This window comes from Citrobacter sp. Cu096 (genome assembly GCF_030332285.1).
In the GTDB taxonomy this organism is placed as follows: domain Bacteria; phylum Pseudomonadota; class Gammaproteobacteria; order Enterobacterales; family Enterobacteriaceae; genus Citrobacter; species Citrobacter meridianamericanus.
Map to the genome: position 1 here is coordinate 1,010,534 of NZ_JAOWID010000030.1, position 18,779 is coordinate 1,029,312.

General features: G+C 52.0%; 18 protein-coding genes and 1 other annotated feature. Of the genes, 11 read left to right on the top strand and 7 right to left on the bottom strand.

Annotation, left to right across the window (positions count from 1 at the left end; all coding sequences use genetic code 11):
- From trpD to trpL, 3 genes are all read right to left on the bottom strand, one after another.
- Positions 1–1,596: a bifunctional anthranilate synthase glutamate amidotransferase component TrpG/anthranilate phosphoribosyltransferase TrpD gene (gene trpD / locus OGX99_RS19200; RefSeq protein ID WP_151219371.1), complete on the bottom strand. Its 1,596-nt coding sequence runs from the start codon at positions 1,594–1,596 to the stop codon at positions 1–3.
- Entirely contained in the window at positions 1,596–3,158 is a 1,563-nt protein-coding gene (locus OGX99_RS19205; RefSeq protein WP_286544714.1) for an anthranilate synthase component 1, read from the bottom strand. The genes trpD and OGX99_RS19205 overlap by 1 nt, the downstream gene beginning before the upstream one ends.
- A 23-nt stretch (positions 3,159–3,181) precedes the next feature.
- Positions 3,182–3,276, bottom strand: a sequence feature (Trp leader region).
- Positions 3,253–3,297 (bottom strand): trp operon leader peptide, encoded by a 45-nt coding sequence (gene trpL / locus OGX99_RS19210; RefSeq protein WP_133087228.1) that lies wholly within the window; start codon positions 3,295–3,297, stop codon positions 3,253–3,255. Its footprint overlaps the feature before it by 24 nt.
- Before the next feature lie 135 nt (positions 3,298–3,432).
- Between trpL and rnm the strand changes: the two genes are divergently transcribed.
- The 3 genes from rnm to rluB all read left to right on the top strand — a co-directional run bounded on the left by rnm (position 3,433) and on the right by rluB (position 5,904).
- Complete coding sequence (gene rnm / locus OGX99_RS19215) at positions 3,433–4,311, top strand: RNase RNM (protein WP_187252334.1); 879 nt, start codon at positions 3,433–3,435, stop codon at positions 4,309–4,311.
- Positions 4,308–4,928, top strand: coding sequence for an L-threonylcarbamoyladenylate synthase (locus OGX99_RS19220; RefSeq protein ID WP_187252335.1), 621 nt, complete (start codon positions 4,308–4,310; stop codon positions 4,926–4,928). The genes rnm and OGX99_RS19220 overlap by 4 nt, the downstream gene beginning before the upstream one ends.
- A 100-nt stretch (positions 4,929–5,028) precedes the next feature.
- Positions 5,029–5,904: a 23S rRNA pseudouridine(2605) synthase RluB gene (gene rluB, locus OGX99_RS19225; protein ID WP_187252336.1), complete on the top strand. Its 876-nt coding sequence runs from the start codon at positions 5,029–5,031 to the stop codon at positions 5,902–5,904.
- A 42-nt stretch (positions 5,905–5,946) separates the two neighbouring features.
- Here the strand turns inward: rluB and cobO are convergent, their stop codons facing one another.
- Together cobO and OGX99_RS19235 are read right to left on the bottom strand one after the other, a co-directional pair.
- A complete protein-coding gene (gene cobO, locus OGX99_RS19230) occupies positions 5,947–6,537 on the bottom strand; it encodes a cob(I)yrinic acid a,c-diamide adenosyltransferase (RefSeq protein ID WP_187252337.1) in 591 nt (196 codons plus the stop codon).
- Entirely contained in the window at positions 6,534–7,295 is a 762-nt protein-coding gene (locus OGX99_RS19235; RefSeq protein WP_187252338.1) for a YciK family oxidoreductase, read from the bottom strand. Before OGX99_RS19235 ends, cobO begins: the two co-directional genes overlap by 4 nt.
- A gap of 219 nt (positions 7,296–7,514) precedes the next feature.
- On the opposite strand from OGX99_RS19235, the gene sohB reads away from it, so the two are divergent.
- Complete coding sequence (gene sohB / locus OGX99_RS19240) at positions 7,515–8,561, top strand: protease SohB (protein WP_151219367.1); 1,047 nt, start codon at positions 7,515–7,517, stop codon at positions 8,559–8,561.
- A gap of 107 nt (positions 8,562–8,668) precedes the next feature.
- Here sohB and OGX99_RS19245 read toward each other — a convergent pair whose 3' ends face one another.
- Positions 8,669–8,920 (bottom strand): YciN family protein, encoded by a 252-nt coding sequence (locus OGX99_RS19245; protein ID WP_003020616.1) that lies wholly within the window; start codon positions 8,918–8,920, stop codon positions 8,669–8,671.
- A 398-nt stretch (positions 8,921–9,318) separates the two neighbouring features.
- Between OGX99_RS19245 and topA the strand changes: the two genes are divergently transcribed.
- From topA to acnA, 5 genes are all read left to right on the top strand, one after another.
- The gene (gene topA, locus OGX99_RS19250) at positions 9,319–11,916 is read left to right on the top strand and encodes a type I DNA topoisomerase (protein ID WP_252838830.1); all 2,598 of its coding nucleotides are present in this window, start codon (positions 9,319–9,321) and stop codon (positions 11,914–11,916) included.
- Between the two features lie 208 nt (positions 11,917–12,124).
- Positions 12,125–13,099, top strand: a complete 975-nt coding sequence (cysB, locus tag OGX99_RS19255) for an HTH-type transcriptional regulator CysB (protein ID WP_151219365.1) — start codon at positions 12,125–12,127, stop codon at positions 13,097–13,099.
- Positions 13,100–13,392: 293 nt separating this feature from the next.
- Positions 13,393–13,554 (top strand): YmiA family putative membrane protein, encoded by a 162-nt coding sequence (locus tag OGX99_RS19260; RefSeq protein WP_247605000.1) that lies wholly within the window; start codon positions 13,393–13,395, stop codon positions 13,552–13,554.
- Positions 13,555–13,557: 3 nt separating this feature from the next.
- Positions 13,558–13,728 (top strand): YciX family protein, encoded by a 171-nt coding sequence (locus tag OGX99_RS19265; RefSeq protein WP_187252339.1) that lies wholly within the window; start codon positions 13,558–13,560, stop codon positions 13,726–13,728.
- 304 nt (positions 13,729–14,032) lie between these two features.
- Positions 14,033–16,708, top strand: a complete 2,676-nt coding sequence (gene acnA / locus OGX99_RS19270; RefSeq protein ID WP_252838829.1) for an aconitate hydratase AcnA — start codon at positions 14,033–14,035, stop codon at positions 16,706–16,708.
- Between the two features lie 49 nt (positions 16,709–16,757).
- Here the strand turns inward: acnA and ribA are convergent, their stop codons facing one another.
- Positions 16,758–17,348 (bottom strand): GTP cyclohydrolase II, encoded by a 591-nt coding sequence (gene ribA, locus OGX99_RS19275; protein WP_003020601.1) that lies wholly within the window; start codon positions 17,346–17,348, stop codon positions 16,758–16,760.
- Positions 17,349–17,550: 202 nt separating this feature from the next.
- Here ribA and pgpB point away from each other — a divergent pair, with 202 nt between their 5' ends.
- Positions 17,551–18,315 (top strand): phosphatidylglycerophosphatase B, encoded by a 765-nt coding sequence (gene pgpB / locus OGX99_RS19280; RefSeq protein WP_151219363.1) that lies wholly within the window; start codon positions 17,551–17,553, stop codon positions 18,313–18,315.
- Positions 18,316–18,464: 149 nt separating this feature from the next.
- Positions 18,465–18,773 carry a LapA family protein gene (locus tag OGX99_RS19285; protein WP_006684318.1) on the top strand — a complete coding sequence of 103 codons (309 nt, stop codon included), beginning with the start codon at positions 18,465–18,467 and terminating at the stop codon, positions 18,771–18,773.
- The last annotated feature ends 6 nt before the right edge of the window (positions 18,774–18,779 follow it).

Consider the following 18,779-nt stretch of genomic DNA (forward strand, 5'->3'; position numbering starts at 1 on the left):
TTACCCTCTTGCTGCCAGTGCAGTGACACGGTCATAGGCCGCACCGCTACGCAGTACATTAATCACGGTTTGCGCATTGGCTTTTAAATCTTCTTCACCGTGCAAGCGCATTAACATGGCGACATTCGCGGCCACAGCAGCTTCATGAGCGGCTTCACCTTTACCTTGTAACAAGCGACTAAGAATGTCACGGTTTTCTTCCGGCGTGCCGCCAGCCAGCTGTTCCTGGTGGTAAGGCGTCAGGCCAAAGTCTTCCGCCGTCAGTTGATAGCTCTTAATTTCGCCATCATGCAGCTCTGCCACAATGGTCGGCGCATGCAATGAAACTTCATCCATTCCACCGCTGTGCACCACGGCTGCTCGCTGATATCCGAGCACGCGTAGCGTTTCGGCAATCGGCAGCACCAGTTCCGGACTGTAAACGCCAATCAGCGCCAGCGGCGGATGCGCCGGGTTAATCAACGGGCCGAGTACGTTAAACAGCGTGCGGGTTTTCAACTGTTGGCGTACCGGCATGGCATGGCGAAAACCGGTGTGGTATTTCGGTGCAAACAGGAAACACACGCCGAGATCGTCAAGCGCCTGGCGGGATTTATCGGCGTTCATATCCAGATTGATGCCAAATGCCGCTAACAGATCCGAAGATCCCGATTTGCTGGAGACACTGCGGTTACCGTGTTTGGCCACTTTCAGCCCGCAAGCCGCTGCAACAAAGGCGCTGGCGGTGGAAATATTGATACTGTTGCTGCCGTCGCCGCCGGTACCGACAATATCGGCAAACAGATAATCAGGTCGTGGGAACGGGGCAGCATTTTCCAGCAGCGCGGTTGCCGCACCGGCAATTTCATGCGGATGCTCGCCACGAATTTTCATGCTCACCAGCGCCGCTGCCAGTTGTTCGGGTTTCAGTTCACCGCGGACCACGGCGGAGAACAGCTGGTGGCTTTCCTGCTGAGACAGCGTCTGCGCCTGATACAGTTTCTCCAGAATAGGTTGCAGCGTATTGGTCTGTTCAAGCTTCTGTTGCGCCCAGGCCAGCGTTTGCTCCAGCAGACGCGCACCCTGGGTGGTCAGAATGGACTCCGGATGGAACTGGAAGCCGCACACGCGATCGGTATCGTGACGCACCGCCATCACCATGCCGTTAAAATGGGCGTTGATGGTCAAACCGGCCGGAACGTTGCTACCAACCAGAGAGTGATAGCGTGCTACCGGTAGCGGATTTGCCAGACCGGCGAACATCGCCTGGCCGTCGTGTTCAATGCTGGACGCTTTGCCATGCAGAATTTCCCCAGCCTGGCCCACATAGCCGCCATAGGCCTCAACAATGGCCTGATGCCCCAGACAAATACCGATGATTGGCAGCTTGCCGCGCAGGCGGGTTAACAGCTCCGGCATGCAGCCCGCTTCGCTTGGCGCACCAGGACCTGGAGAGAGCATCAGCACCGGATTTTTCATAGTCGCTAAGCGGTCAATTAACGTCTGTGCCGGAATATGGTTACGATAAATCACCACGTTGTGACCGTTAGTCCGCAACTGATCTGCCAGGTTATAGGTAAAAGAGTCGATATTATCGAGCAGCAGAATGTCAGCCATCAGAAAGTCTCCTGTGCGTGGTGTGCGGTGGCGATAGCACGCAGAACCGCACGCGCTTTATTACGGGTTTCATCGGCTTCAGACTGCGGAACAGAATCCAGAACAATCCCGGCACCGGCTTGTACGGTGGCAATACCGTCTTCCACGAGGGCGGAACGAATCACAATGCAGGTATCCAGATCGCCATGGGCGGTGAAGTAACCTACGGCGCCGCCATAGCTGCCACGGCGTCGACCTTCTGCCTCGGCGATAAGTTGCATGGCGCGAACTTTCGGCGCGCCGCTTAGCGTGCCCATATTCATACAGGCGCGGTACGCATGCAGCACATCCAGATCGCTACGCAGTTCGCCGACAACGCGAGAAACCAGGTGCATCACGAAGGAGTACCGATCCACTTTGGTCAGATCAGCAACGTAGCGGCTGCCCGGCGTACAGATGCGCGCCAGATCGTTACGCGCCAGGTCAACCAACATCAGATGCTCTGAAAGCTCTTTATGATCGGTACGCATCTCCAGCTCAATACGACTGTCGAGATCGCGGTCAAGCGAACCGTCCGCCCGACGGCCGCGTGGGCGAGTCCCGGCAATGGGATAGATTTCAATCTGGCGGCTGGAGGCATCGTATTTCAACGAGCTTTCTGGTGAAGCACCAAACAGCGTGAACTCGTCGTCCTGCATGAAAAACATATACGGGCTGGGGTTACTTTTCTTCAGTACATAGTAGGCAGCCAGCGGCGAAGGGCAGGGTAGCGAGAAACGGCGGGATGGTACCACCTGGAAAATTTCACCCGCGCGAATGGCCTTTTGCATCCCACGGACCACTGCACCAAACTCTTCATCACTCTGATTGCATTCGCAGCGCATCTGCGGGACTTCAGTGACGGGCAGCGGCGGCGCAGGTTCGGTAAGCTGTTGGCTCAGTTGCGCCAGACGGGAATTAAGACGCTGTCTTTCTGCATCGTTGGGGGTAAAAACGCTGGCCTGAATGTGGGTGCTTTTTTTCTGGTGGTCGATGACCATCAGCGTTTCTGCCAGATAGAAGCAGTAGTCAGGGCAACGGTTGCCCGCTTCAAGCTGAGGTAAATCTTCGAAACCGGCAACCAGATCGTAGGAAAACAGACCGCCGAAGAACATCGCTTCACGTTCTTGCGCAGGAACATTAACCAGCCCTTGCAATAAACGGAACGCATCAAATACAGAAAGGGAACATAAACGGGCGTCTTCATCCAGCAGCGGGCTGACGGCAGGGAATCGCAGATGACGTCCATTCGGCTGTTGTTCGTTGTCAACGCCAGCTGGCAGGGCCGCATCCAGCAGGGGCAGCAGCGATGCGCCGTTTGCGGATAATGCCTGAATAGTGACAGTGTCACCGATGGCAGTAATACGCAATGCGCTGTCGACCAGCAGCAGACTCTTCAGATCGTCTTTGCTGTCGATATCTGCAGATTCCAACAACAGCGTTGCCGGACGTGCGCCGCAAACCTGATGAAACAGTGCTGTTGGATTCTCACGGTAGGCGGCATCGCAGGCAAGCAATTCGAGCGTCGGTTTTTGTGTTTGCATCGTTATTCTCATTAATTTTGTTCAAAAAAAAGCCCGCTCATTTGGCGGGCCGGGTATCTGGTTGCATATTGCAGACGTAAGACACTGCCCGAAATCAGGAAGTGCGCCACCAACCGTGCAGGATAAATGTTGCTTTCATCTCAGATACCTTCTTCATGTGAACTTGCGTACTAGTTAACTAGTTCGATGGAGTAAAGTCAACACCTGATTTCAGTATATTTGTCGAAACCGTTATGATGGGCGTGTTAAGACATTTATTGAAACGGGAGCCGCCTTGAGCGACACGAATTACGCAGTGATTTATGACCTGCACAGCCATACTACAGCTTCTGATGGGCGGTTAACGCCAGAAGCCTTAGTACACCGTGCGGTAGAGATGCGAGTCGGTACACTGGCGATCACCGATCATGACACCACAGCGGGCATTGCGGCGGCAAGAGAAGAAATTTCACGTTCAGGTTTAGCGTTAAATTTGATTTCTGGCGTTGAGATATCAACGGTCTGGGAAAACCATGAGATCCATATAGTGGGTCTGAACATTGATATCGCTCATCCGATGATGCGCGAGTTTCTGGCGCAACAGACGGAACGTCGCCAGCAGCGCGCGCGCCTGATTGCTGAGCGGCTCGGCAAAGCGAACATTCCCGGTGCATGGGAAGGGGCGCTGCGACTGGCTGATGGCGGGGCGGTTACACGGGGGCATTTTGCGCGTTACCTGGTGGAATGTGGCAAAGCCGCAACCATGGCGGATGTCTTTAAAAAATATCTTGCCCGTGGGAAAACCGGTTACGTTCCGCCACAGTGGTGTACAATAGAACAAGCTATTGATGTCATTCATCATTCTGGCGGTAAGGCAGTTCTGGCTCATCCAGGTCGGTACGATCTTAGCGCTAAGTGGCTGAAAAGACTGGTTGCGCATTTTGCTGAACACCGCGGCGACGCGATGGAGGTGGCACAGTGCCAGCAGTCTCCCAATGAACGAACCCATCTGGCAACGCTTGCGCGTCAGCATCAACTGTGGGCATCGCAAGGGTCGGATTTTCATCTACCCTGCCCGTGGATTGAACTGGGGCGTAAACTCTGGTTGCCCGCAGGCGTAGAAGGCGTCTGGGAACTTTGGGAGCAGCCCGAGACCACAGAGAGGAAAGTATGAGCCAGTTTTTTTATATTCATCCTGATAACCCGCAGCAGCGACTGATCAATCAGGCCGTTGATATCGTGCGGAAAGGTGGGGTGATCGTCTATCCAACTGATTCCGGCTACGCGTTGGGTTGTAAAATTGAAGATAAAGGTGCAATGGAGCGCATTTGCCGTATCCGCCACCTGCCGGACGGGCACAACTTTACGCTGATGTGCCGTGACCTGTCTGAATTGTCGACCTATTCCTTTGTCGACAACGTGGCCTTTCGTTTGATCAAAAACAACACGCCGGGCAACTACACCTTCATTCTGAAAGGGACGAAAGAGGTTCCGCGCCGTTTGTTGCAGGAAAAGCGTAAAACTATTGGCCTGCGTGTGCCCTCGAACCCGATAGCACTGGCGCTGCTTGAAGCGCTGGGCGAGCCGATGCTCTCCACGTCACTGATGCTGCCGGGCAGTGAATTTACCGAGTCAGATCCGGAAGAAATAAAAGACCGTCTGGAGAAACAGGTGGATTTGATTATCCACGGTGGTTATCTTGGCCAGCAGCCGACCACGGTCATCGATTTAACCGACGATTCTCCGGTGGTGCTGCGGGAAGGTGTCGGCGATGTTAAACCTTTCTTATAAGGGCGCGAACCGCTATACTACGCGGCCTTAAAATGGCGCTGACTGGCGCCGTTGATTCTCCTGTTCGACGCCTGTGAAGGCGACATCTAAAGGAAGCTCTATGAGCGAAAAGTTACAAAAAGTGCTGGCGCGCGCTGGCCACGGTTCTCGCCGTGAAATTGAATCTATTATTGCCGCGGGTCGCGTGAGCGTTGATGGCAAAATTGCCACGCTCGGCGATCGCGTTGAAGTCACGCCGGGTCTGAAAATCCGTATCGACGGTCATCTGATTTCGGTTAAAGAGCCTGCGGAGCAAATCTGCCGCGTTCTGGCCTACTACAAGCCAGAAGGTGAACTGTGTACCCGTAACGATCCGGAAGGTCGTCCGACCGTATTTGATCGTCTGCCAAAACTGCGCGACGCGCGCTGGATTGCAGTGGGGCGCCTGGACGTGAATACCTGTGGTTTACTGTTGTTCACCACCGACGGTGAGCTCGCGAACCGTTTGATGCACCCAAGCCGCGAAGTTGAACGTGAATATGCGGTGCGTGTGTTTGGCCAGGTTGATGACGCGAAACTGCGCGATCTGAGTCGTGGCGTGCAGCTGGAAGATGGTCCGGCTGCGTTTAAAACGATCAAGTTCAGCGGCGGTGAAGGGATCAACCAGTGGTATAACGTCACGCTGACCGAAGGGCGTAACCGTGAAGTCCGTCGCCTGTGGGAAGCCGTAGGTGTGCAGGTAAGCCGTTTGATCCGTGTCCGTTACGGTGATATCCCGCTGCCGAAAGGCCTGCCGCGTGGTGGCTGGACAGAGCTTGATCTTGCTCAGACCAACTATCTGCGTGAACTGGTGGAGCTGAAACCAGAAACGACCTCCAAAGTGGCCGTCGAGAAAGATCGTCGCCGCATGAAGGCAAACCAGATCCGTCGTGCGGTAAAGCGTCACTCTCAGGTCGGCAGCAGCCGTCGTCCGGGCGGTCGCAGCAACAACGGTTAATTTTGCTGTCGTAGAGATCAAAAGGGCCCAGTGGGCCCTTTTTTAGTAATCGATCCCTGGCTGGGCTTTCACGCCCGCTTCAAACGCATGCTTGACCGGGCGCAGCTCGCTGACCGTGTCAGCTAACTCCAGAATATCGCGATGACATCCACGCCCAGTGATAATGACCGTTTGATGGGCTGGGCGCGCGTTCAGGGCATTGATGACCTCTTCAAGCGGCAGGTAGTCGTAAGCCACCATGTAGGTCAGTTCGTCCAGTATCACCATATCCAGCTCAGCATCGGCCAGCATCCGCTTACCGTGTTCCCACACGGCCATACAGGCAGCGGTGTCGGACTCGCGGTTCTGCGTTTCCCAGGTAAACCCTGTTGCCATGACCTGAAACTCTACGCCGTGAGGTTCGAGTAAGTTACGTTCCCCGTTTGGCCATGTGCCCTTAATAAATTGCACCACGCCGACTTTTTTACCGTGACCTACTGCGCGGGTGGCGGTACCGAACGCGGCGGTGGTTTTTCCCTTACCATTACCGGTGAACACGATGATAATCCCGCGCTCATCTTTCGCTGCGGCAACACGGGCATCAACCCGGTCTTTTACGCGCTGCTGGCGCTGTTGATAGCGTTCTTCACTCATTGGGCTATTCCTGGTTTACGGCCCGGCTGGGCATCGAAAGTCATACCGGTTTTACGGCGGCTGTCATCGCCCATCAGCCACAGATAGAGCGGCATGATATCGGCGGGCGTTTTCAATTTTTGCGGATCTTCGGTCGGGAATGCGCTGGCTCGCATGTCGGTACGTGTACCGCCAGGATTGATACAGTTTACGCGCAGGTGGCGGTTCTGATATTCATCTGCCAGAACCTGCATCATTCCTTCGGTAGCAAATTTGGAGACGGCATATGCCCCCCAGTTGGCGCGCCCCTGGCGACCGACGCTGGAGGAGGTGAAGACCAGCGAGCCGGCATCAGATTTGAGCAACAACGGCAGCAATGCCTGTGTCAGCATAAAGGTCGCATTGACGTTTACTTGCATCACGTCCTGCCAGACCTGCGGGTTTTGTTCGCTCATCGGGCAAATATCGCCGAGCAACCCGGCATTATGCAGTACACCATCCAGACGCGGGAAATGCGCGGCAATGCGTTGTGCGAGCTGGTGGCATTCAGCGGATGTGCAGTTGAGCAGATCCAGCGTAAACCAGTGTGGTTGCGTACCGTTTTCATCGGCGATGGTGCGGGCAACCCGGCGCAGTTTCTCTTCGTTGCGTCCAAGCAGAATAACGGTCGCGCCGTAACGCGCATAGGTCTGAGCGGCCTCACGCCCGATGCCGTCGCTGGCTCCGGTGACCAGAATAATGCGGTCCTGTAGAAGGTCTTGTTTAGGTTGATAATGCACGGCTACTCCTCGGCGACGTCTGGCCATCTCGTTCGCGATAACTTTTGGGCTTTATGCCTTAAACCCTGTTCTTTTTCAATCAGCCAAAGGCAATAACACCGCAAAATGAACGCGTTGTCATGCTTTTTGCTGGTTCCTCACTGGATGGAGAAGCAAGACGGGTTAACAAGGCTGTTGTACACTGAGCAAAAGTAGCGTTGTTTAACCAAGGTGGGTCTTGTGGAATTGTTGTCTGAATATGGGCTGTTTTTGGCAAAAATTGTCACTGTCGTAGTGGCTATCGCGGTGGTGGTGATGCTGATTGTAAATGCGACACAACGCAAACGTCAGCGTGGAGAATTACGGGTTATTAATCTCAGCGATCAATATAAAGAGATGAAGGAAGACCTGTCGCTGGCCCTGTTAGATGGGCATCAGCAAAAACTTTGGCACAAGGCGCAGAAAAAGAAACATAAGTTGGAGGCGAAAGCGGCTAAGGCTAAAGCGAAACAGGGAGACAGCACGTTATCTGATAAGCCTCGGGTATGGGTTCTCGATTTTAAAGGCAGTATGGATGCCCATGAGGTCAGCGCATTACGCGAAGAGGTTACAGCGGTGCTGGCGGTCGTTAAACCTCAGGACCAGGTGGTGGTTCGTCTTGAAAGTCCGGGCGGCGTGGTACATGGCTATGGTCTGGCCGCCTCGCAGTTACAACGCTTGCGCGATAAGCAGATCCCGCTAACCGTCACGGTAGATAAAGTCGCTGCCAGCGGCGGATATATGATGGCCTGCGTGGCGGATAAAATTGTCTCGGCGCCGTTTGCTATCGTCGGCTCTATTGGCGTCGTCGCGCAGATCCCGAACTTTAACCGTTTCCTGAAAGGGAAAGATATTGATATCGAGCTGCATACCGCCGGACAGTATAAACGTACGCTGACTTTACTCGGTGAAAACACGGAAGAAGGGCGGCAGAAATTCCGCGAAGATCTGAACGAAACGCATCATCTGTTTAAAGATTTTGTGCAGCGCATGCGTCCGACTCTGGACATTGAGCAGGTTGCCACAGGGGAACATTGGTTTGGTCAACAAGCACTGGCAAATGGGTTAGTGGATGAGATCAATACCAGCGATGAGGTGATCCTCGGGTTGATGGAAGGCCGCGAGGTATTAAACGTACGTTACCTGCAGCGTAAAAAACTGATGGATCGTTTCACCGGTAGTGCGGCAGAGAGCGCTGACCGTTTGCTGATGCGCTGGTGGCAGCGGGGACAGAAACCTCTGATGTAAATCTTCATTGCCGGGTGGCGATGCAAACGCGTCTTACCCGACCTACAGATATGCACTAACGTAGGCAGGATTAAGCTCAGTCGCCATCCGGCAAATGATTTCTCGCGTTAATCGATCAAGTGATACTTTTCAGAAAGTACGTGCGCCAGGTGTTTAAACATATTAAACACAGCCGTGCTTTTGGGCGTCGGTAGCCCTTGCTCGTCTAAAAAGTAATCTCCGCTGAAAACCAGTACACCATTTCGCTGTGTAACTCCGGTGGCGACAATCCCCGCCAGCGTGTCCTCATGCTCACGAATGATTTTGTTGGCTTCAATCAGCAGTGTTTCGCGATCGATGGGTTGAGTGTCTTTATGCATGATTTACTCCTTAAACAAGGACATTAGTCTACGCTGAGCCCAGCTTATGGGCAAATATTCCCTGACATAAATGAAGGTTTTACGGCGGTGTTACAACTGGCGATATTTGTTTTTGCATGCTAATAAAGTTGCGTAACGCATTTTATCAGGTACAGTGTGACGCTTTCGTCAATCTGGCAACAGATTTGCTTGACATTCGACCAATACTTCGTCGTGCTATAGCGTTTGTGAGCAAAAAAGCCTGTTAACTCAGTTATATGAGAGTTACATTGCAAGCGCGAATCAGTTTAAGGGGTTGATATCCGCCGACGCAGAGACCATATCGATGTCTCGTCGCCAGTGGAAGGTGAATCAACGTGCGACGCATTCTGGAAGAATCAAATTAGGTAAAGGTGAATATGGGTAAAGCTCTTGTCATCGTTGAGTCCCCGGCAAAAGCCAAAACGATCAACAAGTATCTGGGTAATGACTACGTGGTGAAATCCAGCGTCGGTCATATCCGTGATTTGCCGACCAGTGGCTCAGCAACTAAAAAGAGCGCCGACTCAACCTCCACCAAAACGGCTAAAAAGCCCAAAAAGGATGAACGTGGCGCTCTCGTCAACCGTATGGGTGTTGACCCGTGGCACAACTGGGATGCGCGCTATGAAGTGCTGCCCGGTAAAGAGAAAGTGGTTTCTGAACTGAAGCAACTGGCTGAAAAAGCCGACCACATCTATCTCGCAACCGACCTTGACCGCGAAGGGGAAGCCATTGCGTGGCACCTGCGGGAAGTGATCGGTGGCGATGACACCCGCTACAGCCGCGTGGTGTTTAACGAAATTACCAAAAACGCTATTCGTCAGGCATTTGAAAAACCTGGCGAACTGAACATCGACCGTGTAAATGCGCAACAGGCGCGCCGCTTTATGGACCGTGTTGTGGGCTATATGGTGTCGCCGCTGCTGTGGAAAAAAATTGCGCGTGGTCTGTCAGCTGGTCGCGTACAGTCAGTTGCTGTGCGTCTGGTGGTTGAGCGTGAACGCGAAATCAAAGCATTTGTTCCAGAAGAGTTCTGGGAGATTGATGCCAACACAACCACGCCAGGCGGTGACGCGTTACCGCTCGAGGTGACGCATCAGAATGATAAACCGTTCCGTCCGGTCAACCGGGAACAAACGCTTGCCGCCGTTAGTCTGTTGGAAAAAGCGCGCTACAGCGTTCTGGAACGTGAAGATAAGCCGACCAGCAGCAAGCCGGGCGCGCCGTTTATCACCTCTACGCTACAGCAGGCCGCCAGCACGCGTCTGGGTTTCGGTGTGAAGAAAACCATGATGATGGCGCAACGCTTGTATGAAGCGGGCTATATCACTTACATGCGTACTGACTCAACTAACCTGAGCCAGGACGCGGTGAACATGGTCCGCGATTACATCAGCGATAATTTTGGCAAAAAATATTTGCCGGATAGCGCGAACCAGTACGCCAGCAAAGAGAACTCGCAAGAAGCGCATGAAGCTATTCGTCCTTCCGATGTCGCCGTACAGGCGGAATCGCTGAAAGACATGGAAGCCGATGCGCAAAAACTGTATCAACTGGTTTGGCGCCAGTTTGTTGCCTGTCAGATGACGCCAGCTAAATACGACTCAACCACGTTGACCGTAGACGCGGGTGATTTCCGTCTAAAGGCGCGCGGTCGTATTCTGCGCTTCGATGGCTGGACAAAGGTAATGCCAGCGCTGCGTAAGGGCGATGAAGACCGCATTTTACCGGCGGTAGAAAAAGGCGATACGCTGACGCTTATCGAACTGACGCCAGCACAGCACTTTACTAAACCGCCTGCACGTTTCAGTGAAGCCTCGCTGGTTAAAGAGCTTGAAAAGCGTGGCATTGGTCGTCCATCAACGTATGCGTCGATCATTTCTACGATTCAGGATCGCGGTTATGTTCGCGTGGAAAACCGTCGTTTCTACGCAGAAAAAATGGGTGAAATCGTCACCGATCGTCTGGAAGAAAACTTCCGTGAACTGATGAACTACGATTTTACCGCGCAGATGGAAGACAGCCTCGATCAGGTCGCGAATCACGAAGCCGAATGGAAGGGCGTGCTCGACAACTTCTTCACTGATTTTACTCAGCAACTGGATAAAGCCGAGAAAGATCCTGAAGAGGGCGGTATGCGTCCGAACCAGATGGTGCTGACCAGCATTGATTGTCCGACCTGCGGACGCAAGATGGGGATTCGTACCGCCAGTACCGGCGTTTTCCTTGGTTGTTCCGGTTACGCGCTTTCCCCGAAAGAGCGTTGCAAAACTACCATTAATCTGGTGCCGGAAAACGAAGTACTGAACGTGCTGGAAGGCGACGATGCGGAAACGAATGCTCTGCGCGCCAAACGTCGCTGCCAGAAATGCGGCACGGCGATGGACAGCTACCTTATCGATCCTAAGCGCAAGCTGCATGTATGTGGTAATAACCCTACCTGCGATGGCTATGAGATTGAAGAGGGCGAATTCCGCATCAAGGGTTATGACGGTCCTATCGTTGAGTGTGAGAAATGTGGCTCTGAGATGCACCTGAAAATGGGGCGTTTTGGCAAGTACATGGCGTGTACCAACGACGAGTGCAAAAATACCCGTAAGATCCTGCGCAACGGTGAAGTCGCTCCGCCGAAAGAAGATCCGGTTCCGTTGCCGGAACTGCCGTGTGAAAAATCTGACGCGTATTTCGTGTTACGTGATGGTGCTGCAGGTATCTTCCTCGCGGCAAATACGTTCCCGAAATCACGTGAGACCCGTGCGCCGCTGGTGGAAGAGTTGTACCGTTTCCGCGATCGTCTACCGGAAAAACTGCGCTATTTGGCAGATGCACCGCAGACAGATCCGGACGGCAACAAGTCCATGGTTCGCTTCAGCCGTAAAACCAAGCAGCAGTACGTCGCCGCTGAGAAAGACGGTAAGGCGACCGGCTGGTCCGCGTTCTTCGTTGACGGTAAATGGGTAGAAGGGAAGAAATAACAGTATTTTGGCTGAATTTCTCCTTAAAGGGTCGCATAAGCGGCCCTTTTTGTTTAGGCCCTATTATTTTTTATCATGCCTATACAGATCACAAAGAAATGATATAGTGGTTATAGTTAACAGACTTTTTATTATTAAATCGTATTAGCAGCGCTTAGCAGCTTGCTTTGAAACGATGATTTGATGGCGCAAATCGGGATGGCTTAATATGAAATTACAGCAGCTTCGCTACATTGTTGAGGTGGTGAATCACAACCTTAATGTCTCCTCAACGGCGGAAGGGCTTTATACCTCCCAGCCCGGTATCAGTAAGCAAGTTCGTATGCTGGAAGATGAACTGGGTATCCAGATTTTTGCTCGTAGCGGTAAGCACCTGACGCAGGTTACGCCAGCGGGGCAAGAAGTCATTCGTATTGCGCGAGAAGTTCTGTCGAAGGTGGATGCCATTAAGTCCGTTGCGGGCGAACATACCTGGCCGGACAAAGGCTCGTTATATATCGCCACCACGCACACCCAGGCGCGTTACGCTTTACCGAACGTGATTAAAGGTTTTATCGAGCGCTATCCTCGCGTCTCATTACATATGCATCAGGGATCGCCGACGCAAATCGCCGAAGCCGTCTCGAAAGGAAATGCAGATTTTGCTATTGCGACGGAAGCTCTGCATCTGTACGACGATCTGGTGATGCTACCTTGCTACCACTGGAATCGTTCGATCGTTGTCACACCTGAGCATCCGTTGGCGGGCAAATCCTCGGTATCCATTGAGGAACTGGCGCAGTATCCGCTGGTGACTTACACGTTTGGGTTTACAGGACGCTCGGAGCTGGATACCGCGTTTAACCGTGCGGGTCTGGAGCCGCGTATTGTCTTTACCGCGACTGATGCCGATGTTATTAAGACCTATGTCCGCCTGGGGCTCGGCGTCGGTGTGATTGCCAGTATGGCAGTAGATCCCGTCTCAGACCCAGACCTTGTGCGCGTGGATGCGCACGATATCTTTAGCCATAGCACCACTAAAATTGGTTTTCGTCGCAGCACATTTTTACGCAGTTATATGTATGATTTTATTCAACGTTTCGCGCCGCATCTGACACGCGATGTGGTGGATACGGCGGTGGCGCTGCGTTCCAACGATGATATTGAAGCCATGTTTAAAGATATTAAATTGCCTGAGAAATAATAACTGCTGTTACCCCGTCGGTATCCTTAAGCATAAAGCGATACCGACGGGACACTCTGAATTTATTCATTATTTCCGCTCCCTATATTAACCATAATTTATTTATGGAAAATATTTCCTAAAGTAGTTTCAAATTACTCAGCGTGCCAAAAATACCTGTCAAATATTTATAACCGATCAAACAATTGATTTATTTATCAGGTCGAGTACGAAAATTAACTGGCTTTTTTTTACCTTTTTTATTAGGATTCCTCTTATCTAATGATTAATTGTACCGATTGTTTGGTGCCTAAATGATAAGTGATTTCGATAGTATGAGGTTAGCGATGCCTTCAGGAAACCAGCCGGCACGCCGGGATCCCGCGATGAAACGTAAAGCCTGGTTCGCTGTGTTTCTTGGCTCTACCGTGTTTTGGATTATTGTCGCGCTCGTGGCGTGGAACGTGTGGGGGTAGGTCATGTCCGCAGCGGAACAGCATTCTATCGTGACGCCATCTCCTGATGACCATGAGCAGGAGAGCCATCGCGGCGCAGAGAATAAACCGAATATTCCTGCGTCCTGGGAACTCACTCCTGAACAACGGGCGTTTATCGACCTGTTTACGGAAGATGATGAACAGGAACAATAATTGATATCTGTTTTATAACTATTATTATTTTGTCGTTTGTATATCTAATAATTTATTCCTAGAACATGCGTGAGCCACGCTAATCAGCGTATTATCGATTGGCCATTACCTGCTACACAATCACTGTATTAACTTTCATCGTTTAAACTCTTCTTCTCGCCATTTACTTCACTTGCCACTTTAGATTGTTTCCGCTTTTTATCAATTTGAGTTGTTATCAAAACGTTACATTTTGTTTGTGTTATCTTTAATACTAACCCTGAGGAAAATCAGGGGATCCAACCCTGTCATTTAAGGAGGAGCTATGTCGTCGACCCTACGAGAAGCCAGTAAGGACACATTGCAGGTTAAAGATAAAACCTACCGCTACTACAGTCTGCCGCTGGCCGCGAAATCACTGGGTGATATCACCCGTCTCCCCAAATCGCTAAAAGTTTTGCTGGAAAACCTGCTGCGCTGGCAGGACGAAAATTCAGTTACTGAAGACGATATTCATGCGCTTGCGCATTGGCTGAAAACTGCCCATGCGGATCGCGAAATTGCCTATCGACCTGCTCGCGTTCTGATGCAGGATTTTACCGGCGTGCCGGCAGTGGTCGATCTGGCCGCCATGCGCGAAGCGGTGAAACGTCTGGGCGGGGATACGGCAAAAGTGAATCCGCTTTCGCCAGTGGACCTTGTTATTGACCACTCGGTAACGGTGGATCGTTTTGGTGATGACGACGCTTTCGAAGAAAACGTTCGTCTGGAAATGGAACGAAACCATGAGCGTTATGTGTTCCTGAAATGGGGACAACAGGCATTTAGTCGCTTCAGCGTTGTGCCACCGGGGACGGGGATTTGCCACCAGGTTAACCTTGAATACCTCGGTAAAGCCGTCTGGAGCGAATTACAGGACGGTGAATGGGTGGCTTACCCCGATACGCTGGTCGGTACTGACTCCCATACGACAATGATTAATGGTCTCGGTGTGCTGGGCTGGGGGGTGGGAGGCATTGAAGCGGAAGCGGCAATGCTGGGTCAACCTGTCTCAATGCTTATCCCGGATGTTGTGGGCTTCAAGCTGGTGGGCAAACTGCGGGAAGGCATCACCGCGACCGACCTGGTTCTGACCGTCACCCAGATGCTGCGTAAGCACGGCGTGGTCGGAAAATTTGTTGAGTTTTACGGTGATGGTCTGGACACCTTACCGCTGGCCGATCGAGCGACCATTGCGAACATGTCACCCGAATACGGTGCAACCTGCGGCTTCTTCCCGATCGATGACATCACCCTTGAATATATGCGTCTGAGTGGACGCAGTGAGGAGCAGGTTGATCTGGTTAGTGCCTATGCTAAAGCGCAGGGCATGTGGCGAAACCCTGGCGATGAACCCGTATTTACCAGCTCGCTGGAACTGGATATGGGCAGCGTAGAAGCAAGCCTTGCCGGACCGAAGCGTCCGCAGGATCGTGTTGCGCTGGCGGATGTACCGAAAGCATTTTCGGCGAGTAATGAACTTGAGGTAAATAGCTCGCTGAAAGACCGTCAGCCGGTGGAGTACACCATGAGCGGTCAGCAGTATAAACTGCCTGATGGCGCAGTGGTGATAGCGGCAATCACCTCCTGTACGAACACCTCTAACCCCAGTGTATTGATGGCGGCGGGGCTACTGGCGAAAAAAGCAGTGACGCTTGGTCTGAAACGTCAGCCGTGGGTGAAAGCCTCGCTGGCACCAGGATCAAAGGTGGTTTCTGACTATCTGGCACAGGCCGGATTTACACCGTACCTTGATGAGCTGGGATTTAACCTTGTGGGTTATGGTTGCACCACCTGCATTGGTAACTCAGGGCCGTTACCCGACCCTATTGAGACAGCCATCAAAAAAGGCGATCTTACCGTTGGGGCGGTGCTTTCCGGCAACCGTAACTTTGAAGGCCGTATTCATCCGCTCGTGAAGACCAACTGGTTGGCGTCTCCGCCACTGGTGGTGGCCTACGCCCTGGCGGGGAATATGAACATCAATCTGACGAAAGATCCGCTGGGTCATGACCGAAAAGGTGACCCCGTGTATCTGAAAGATATCTGGCCGACTGCCCAGGAAATCGCCCGTGCCGTTGAGCAGGTCTCTACCGCCATGTTCCATAAAGAATATGCTGAAGTTTTTGAGGGCACACCGGAATGGAAAGCTATTGATGTTGATAGAGCTGATACCTATGGCTGGCAGTCCGATTCAACTTACATTCGCTTGTCGCCGTTCTTTGATGGTATGCAGGCTACGCCGGATCCGGTTCAGGACATCCATGGCGCACGTATTCTGGCTATGCTCGGCGATTCCGTCACCACCGACCATATTTCACCAGCCGGTAGTATTAAGCCGGACAGCCCGGCGGGTCGCTATCTGCAAAGCCACGGCGTTGAGCGTAAAGATTTTAACTCCTACGGTTCACGACGTGGGAACCATGAAGTGATGATGCGCGGTACGTTTGCTAATATTCGCATTCGCAATGAGATGGTACCCGGTGTAGAAGGCGGCATGACGCGTCATTTACCTGGAACAGAGGTGGTGGCTATCTATGATGCGGCGATGCAATATCAGCAGGAGAACATTCCGCTGGCGGTCATTGCCGGTAAAGAGTACGGCTCCGGCTCCAGTCGCGACTGGGCGGCGAAAGGCCCGCGCTTGCTGGGGGTCCGCGTGGTTATCGCTGAGTCTTTTGAGCGAATTCACCGTTCTAACCTGATTGGCATGGGGATATTGCCGCTGGAATTTCCGCAGGGCGTCACGCGTAAGACGCTGGGATTAACCGGTGAGGAAGCGATTGATATCACGGAGCTACAAAATATTAAACCAGGCGCGGCAGTTCCAGTGAATATAGTACGCGCAGATGGGCGCAAAGAGGTGATTCAGTGCCGCTGTCGTATTGATACCGCGACGGAGCTAACGTATTACCAGAACGATGGTATTTTGCACTATGTGATTCGTAACATGTTAAATTAAAAGATAAAAAGCCTGCGAAAGCAGGCTTTTTTACAGGCGGTGACAACGCTTACTTGCCCAGCAAATGTCCCATCTTGGCGGCTTTAGTGTCCAGATAATGTTCATTGTTTGGGTTACGGCCTACAATCAGCGGTACGCGTTCAACGATATTGATTCCCGCTTCGGTCAGAATCTCCACTTTCTTCGGGTTATTGGTCAGTAAACGTACTTCGTCCACACCCAGCAGTTTGAACATATCTGCACACAGCGTGAAATCGCGCTCGTCTGCTGCAAATCCCAACTGATGATTTGCTTCAACGGTATCATAACCTTGGTCCTGCAACGCGTAAGCGCGAATTTTGTTGAGCAGGCCAATGTTGCGCCCTTCCTGACGGTGATAAAGCAGAATACCACGCCCTTCTTCAGCAATGTGGGTGAGTGCTGCTTCAAGCTGGAAACCACAATCGCAACGCAGACTAAACAACGCATCGCCGGTCAGGCATTCGGAGTGGACGCGAGCCAGGACAGGCGTTTGGCCTGTAATATCGCCAAAAACCAGGGCGACATGATCGTGTCCGGTTGCCAGTTCTTCAAATCCCACCATCAGGAAATCACCCCAGGGGGTTGGCAGTTTGGCTTCTGCCACACGTTTAAGCTGCATGTAATTCTCCAGATTATGCTGGCACTCGTCGTGCCGTCGCCTGTCGGCTTCTGTTCTGTATTGCACTATTTTGCCATAAGGCAGCGACGTTCACCTAATCGTGGCAACGGATTCATTTTTGGAATGGCACAAAATTGTCAATTTTCCCAGCATACGTATTTTTCAGTTATGATTGTGAGACTTATCGACAAAAGGAGAGGCAATGCTTTCAATTGCAAAGCGTACGGCAGTTGGCGCCGGACTGCTACTGATCATGCCGGTTACCGTATGGGTATCAGGCTGGAACTGGCAGCCGGGACACAATGTCTGGTGGTTAAAAACCCTGTACTGGATAACAGAAACGGTGACGCAGCCGTGGGGAATTATCACTCACGTTGCGCTCTGTGTATGGTTTCTCTGGTGCCTGCGTTTTCGTCTTAAAGCCGCGATAATGCTGTTTGCTATCCTGGCGGCGGCAATTTTAGTGGGGCAGGGCGTGAAGTCCTGGGTAAAAGACAGAGTGCAAGAGCCAAGACCCTTTGTTGTGTGGCTGGAAAAAACGCACCATATTCCGGTTGATGAGTTCTACACTTTAAATCGTAAAGATCGCGGGCACTTAGTTAAAGAACAATTGGCTGAACAACAGGATATTCCAACGTTTTTACGCAAGCACTGGCAGAAAGAAACGGGCTTTGCCTTTCCGTCCGGGCATACGATGTTTGCCGCCAGTTGGGCTTTACTGGCCGTAGGACTGTTATGGCCGCGCAGACGTACGCTGACGATTGTGTTTTTGCTTATCTGGGCGACGGGTGTTATGGGTAGCCGTTTGCTGTTGGGCATGCACTGGCCGCGTGATTTGGTCGTTGCAACGCTGATTTCGTGGCTGCTGGTGACGCTGGCAACATGGCTCGCGCAGCGAGTATGCGGACCATTAACGCCGCCTGTGCAGGAGGCAAAAGAAATCGCGCAACGTGAGCAAGAAAGCTAGCTATGATTGATTTTTCAAATTTTGCCCTTAAATCAGAATGCGGAAAGCGCTTTTCCATTTCGCACTCGTTGTGAAAATGGTAATTTAAAGGGCTCAACGCGGTAAGTTGTACACGATTTATTCGCTTAAACCACATAACGGGAAGTAATGTGAAATATTTACTCATTTTCTTACTGGTGTTGGCGATTTTTGTTATCTCGGTGACATTAGGTGCGCAAAACGATCAACAGGTTACGTTTAATTACCTGTTGGCTCAGGGTGAGTATCGTATCTCTACGCTGCTTGCTGTATTGTTTGCCGCAGGTTTTGCCATTGGTTGGTTAATTTGCGGCCTGTTCTGGCTGAAGGTTCGTGTATCTCTTGCACGCGCCGAACGTAAAATCAAACGACTGGAAAACCAGCTTGCGCCTGCGACCGACGTTGCGGTATCTGCCGATTCGTCGGTTGTGAAGGAATAATTATTT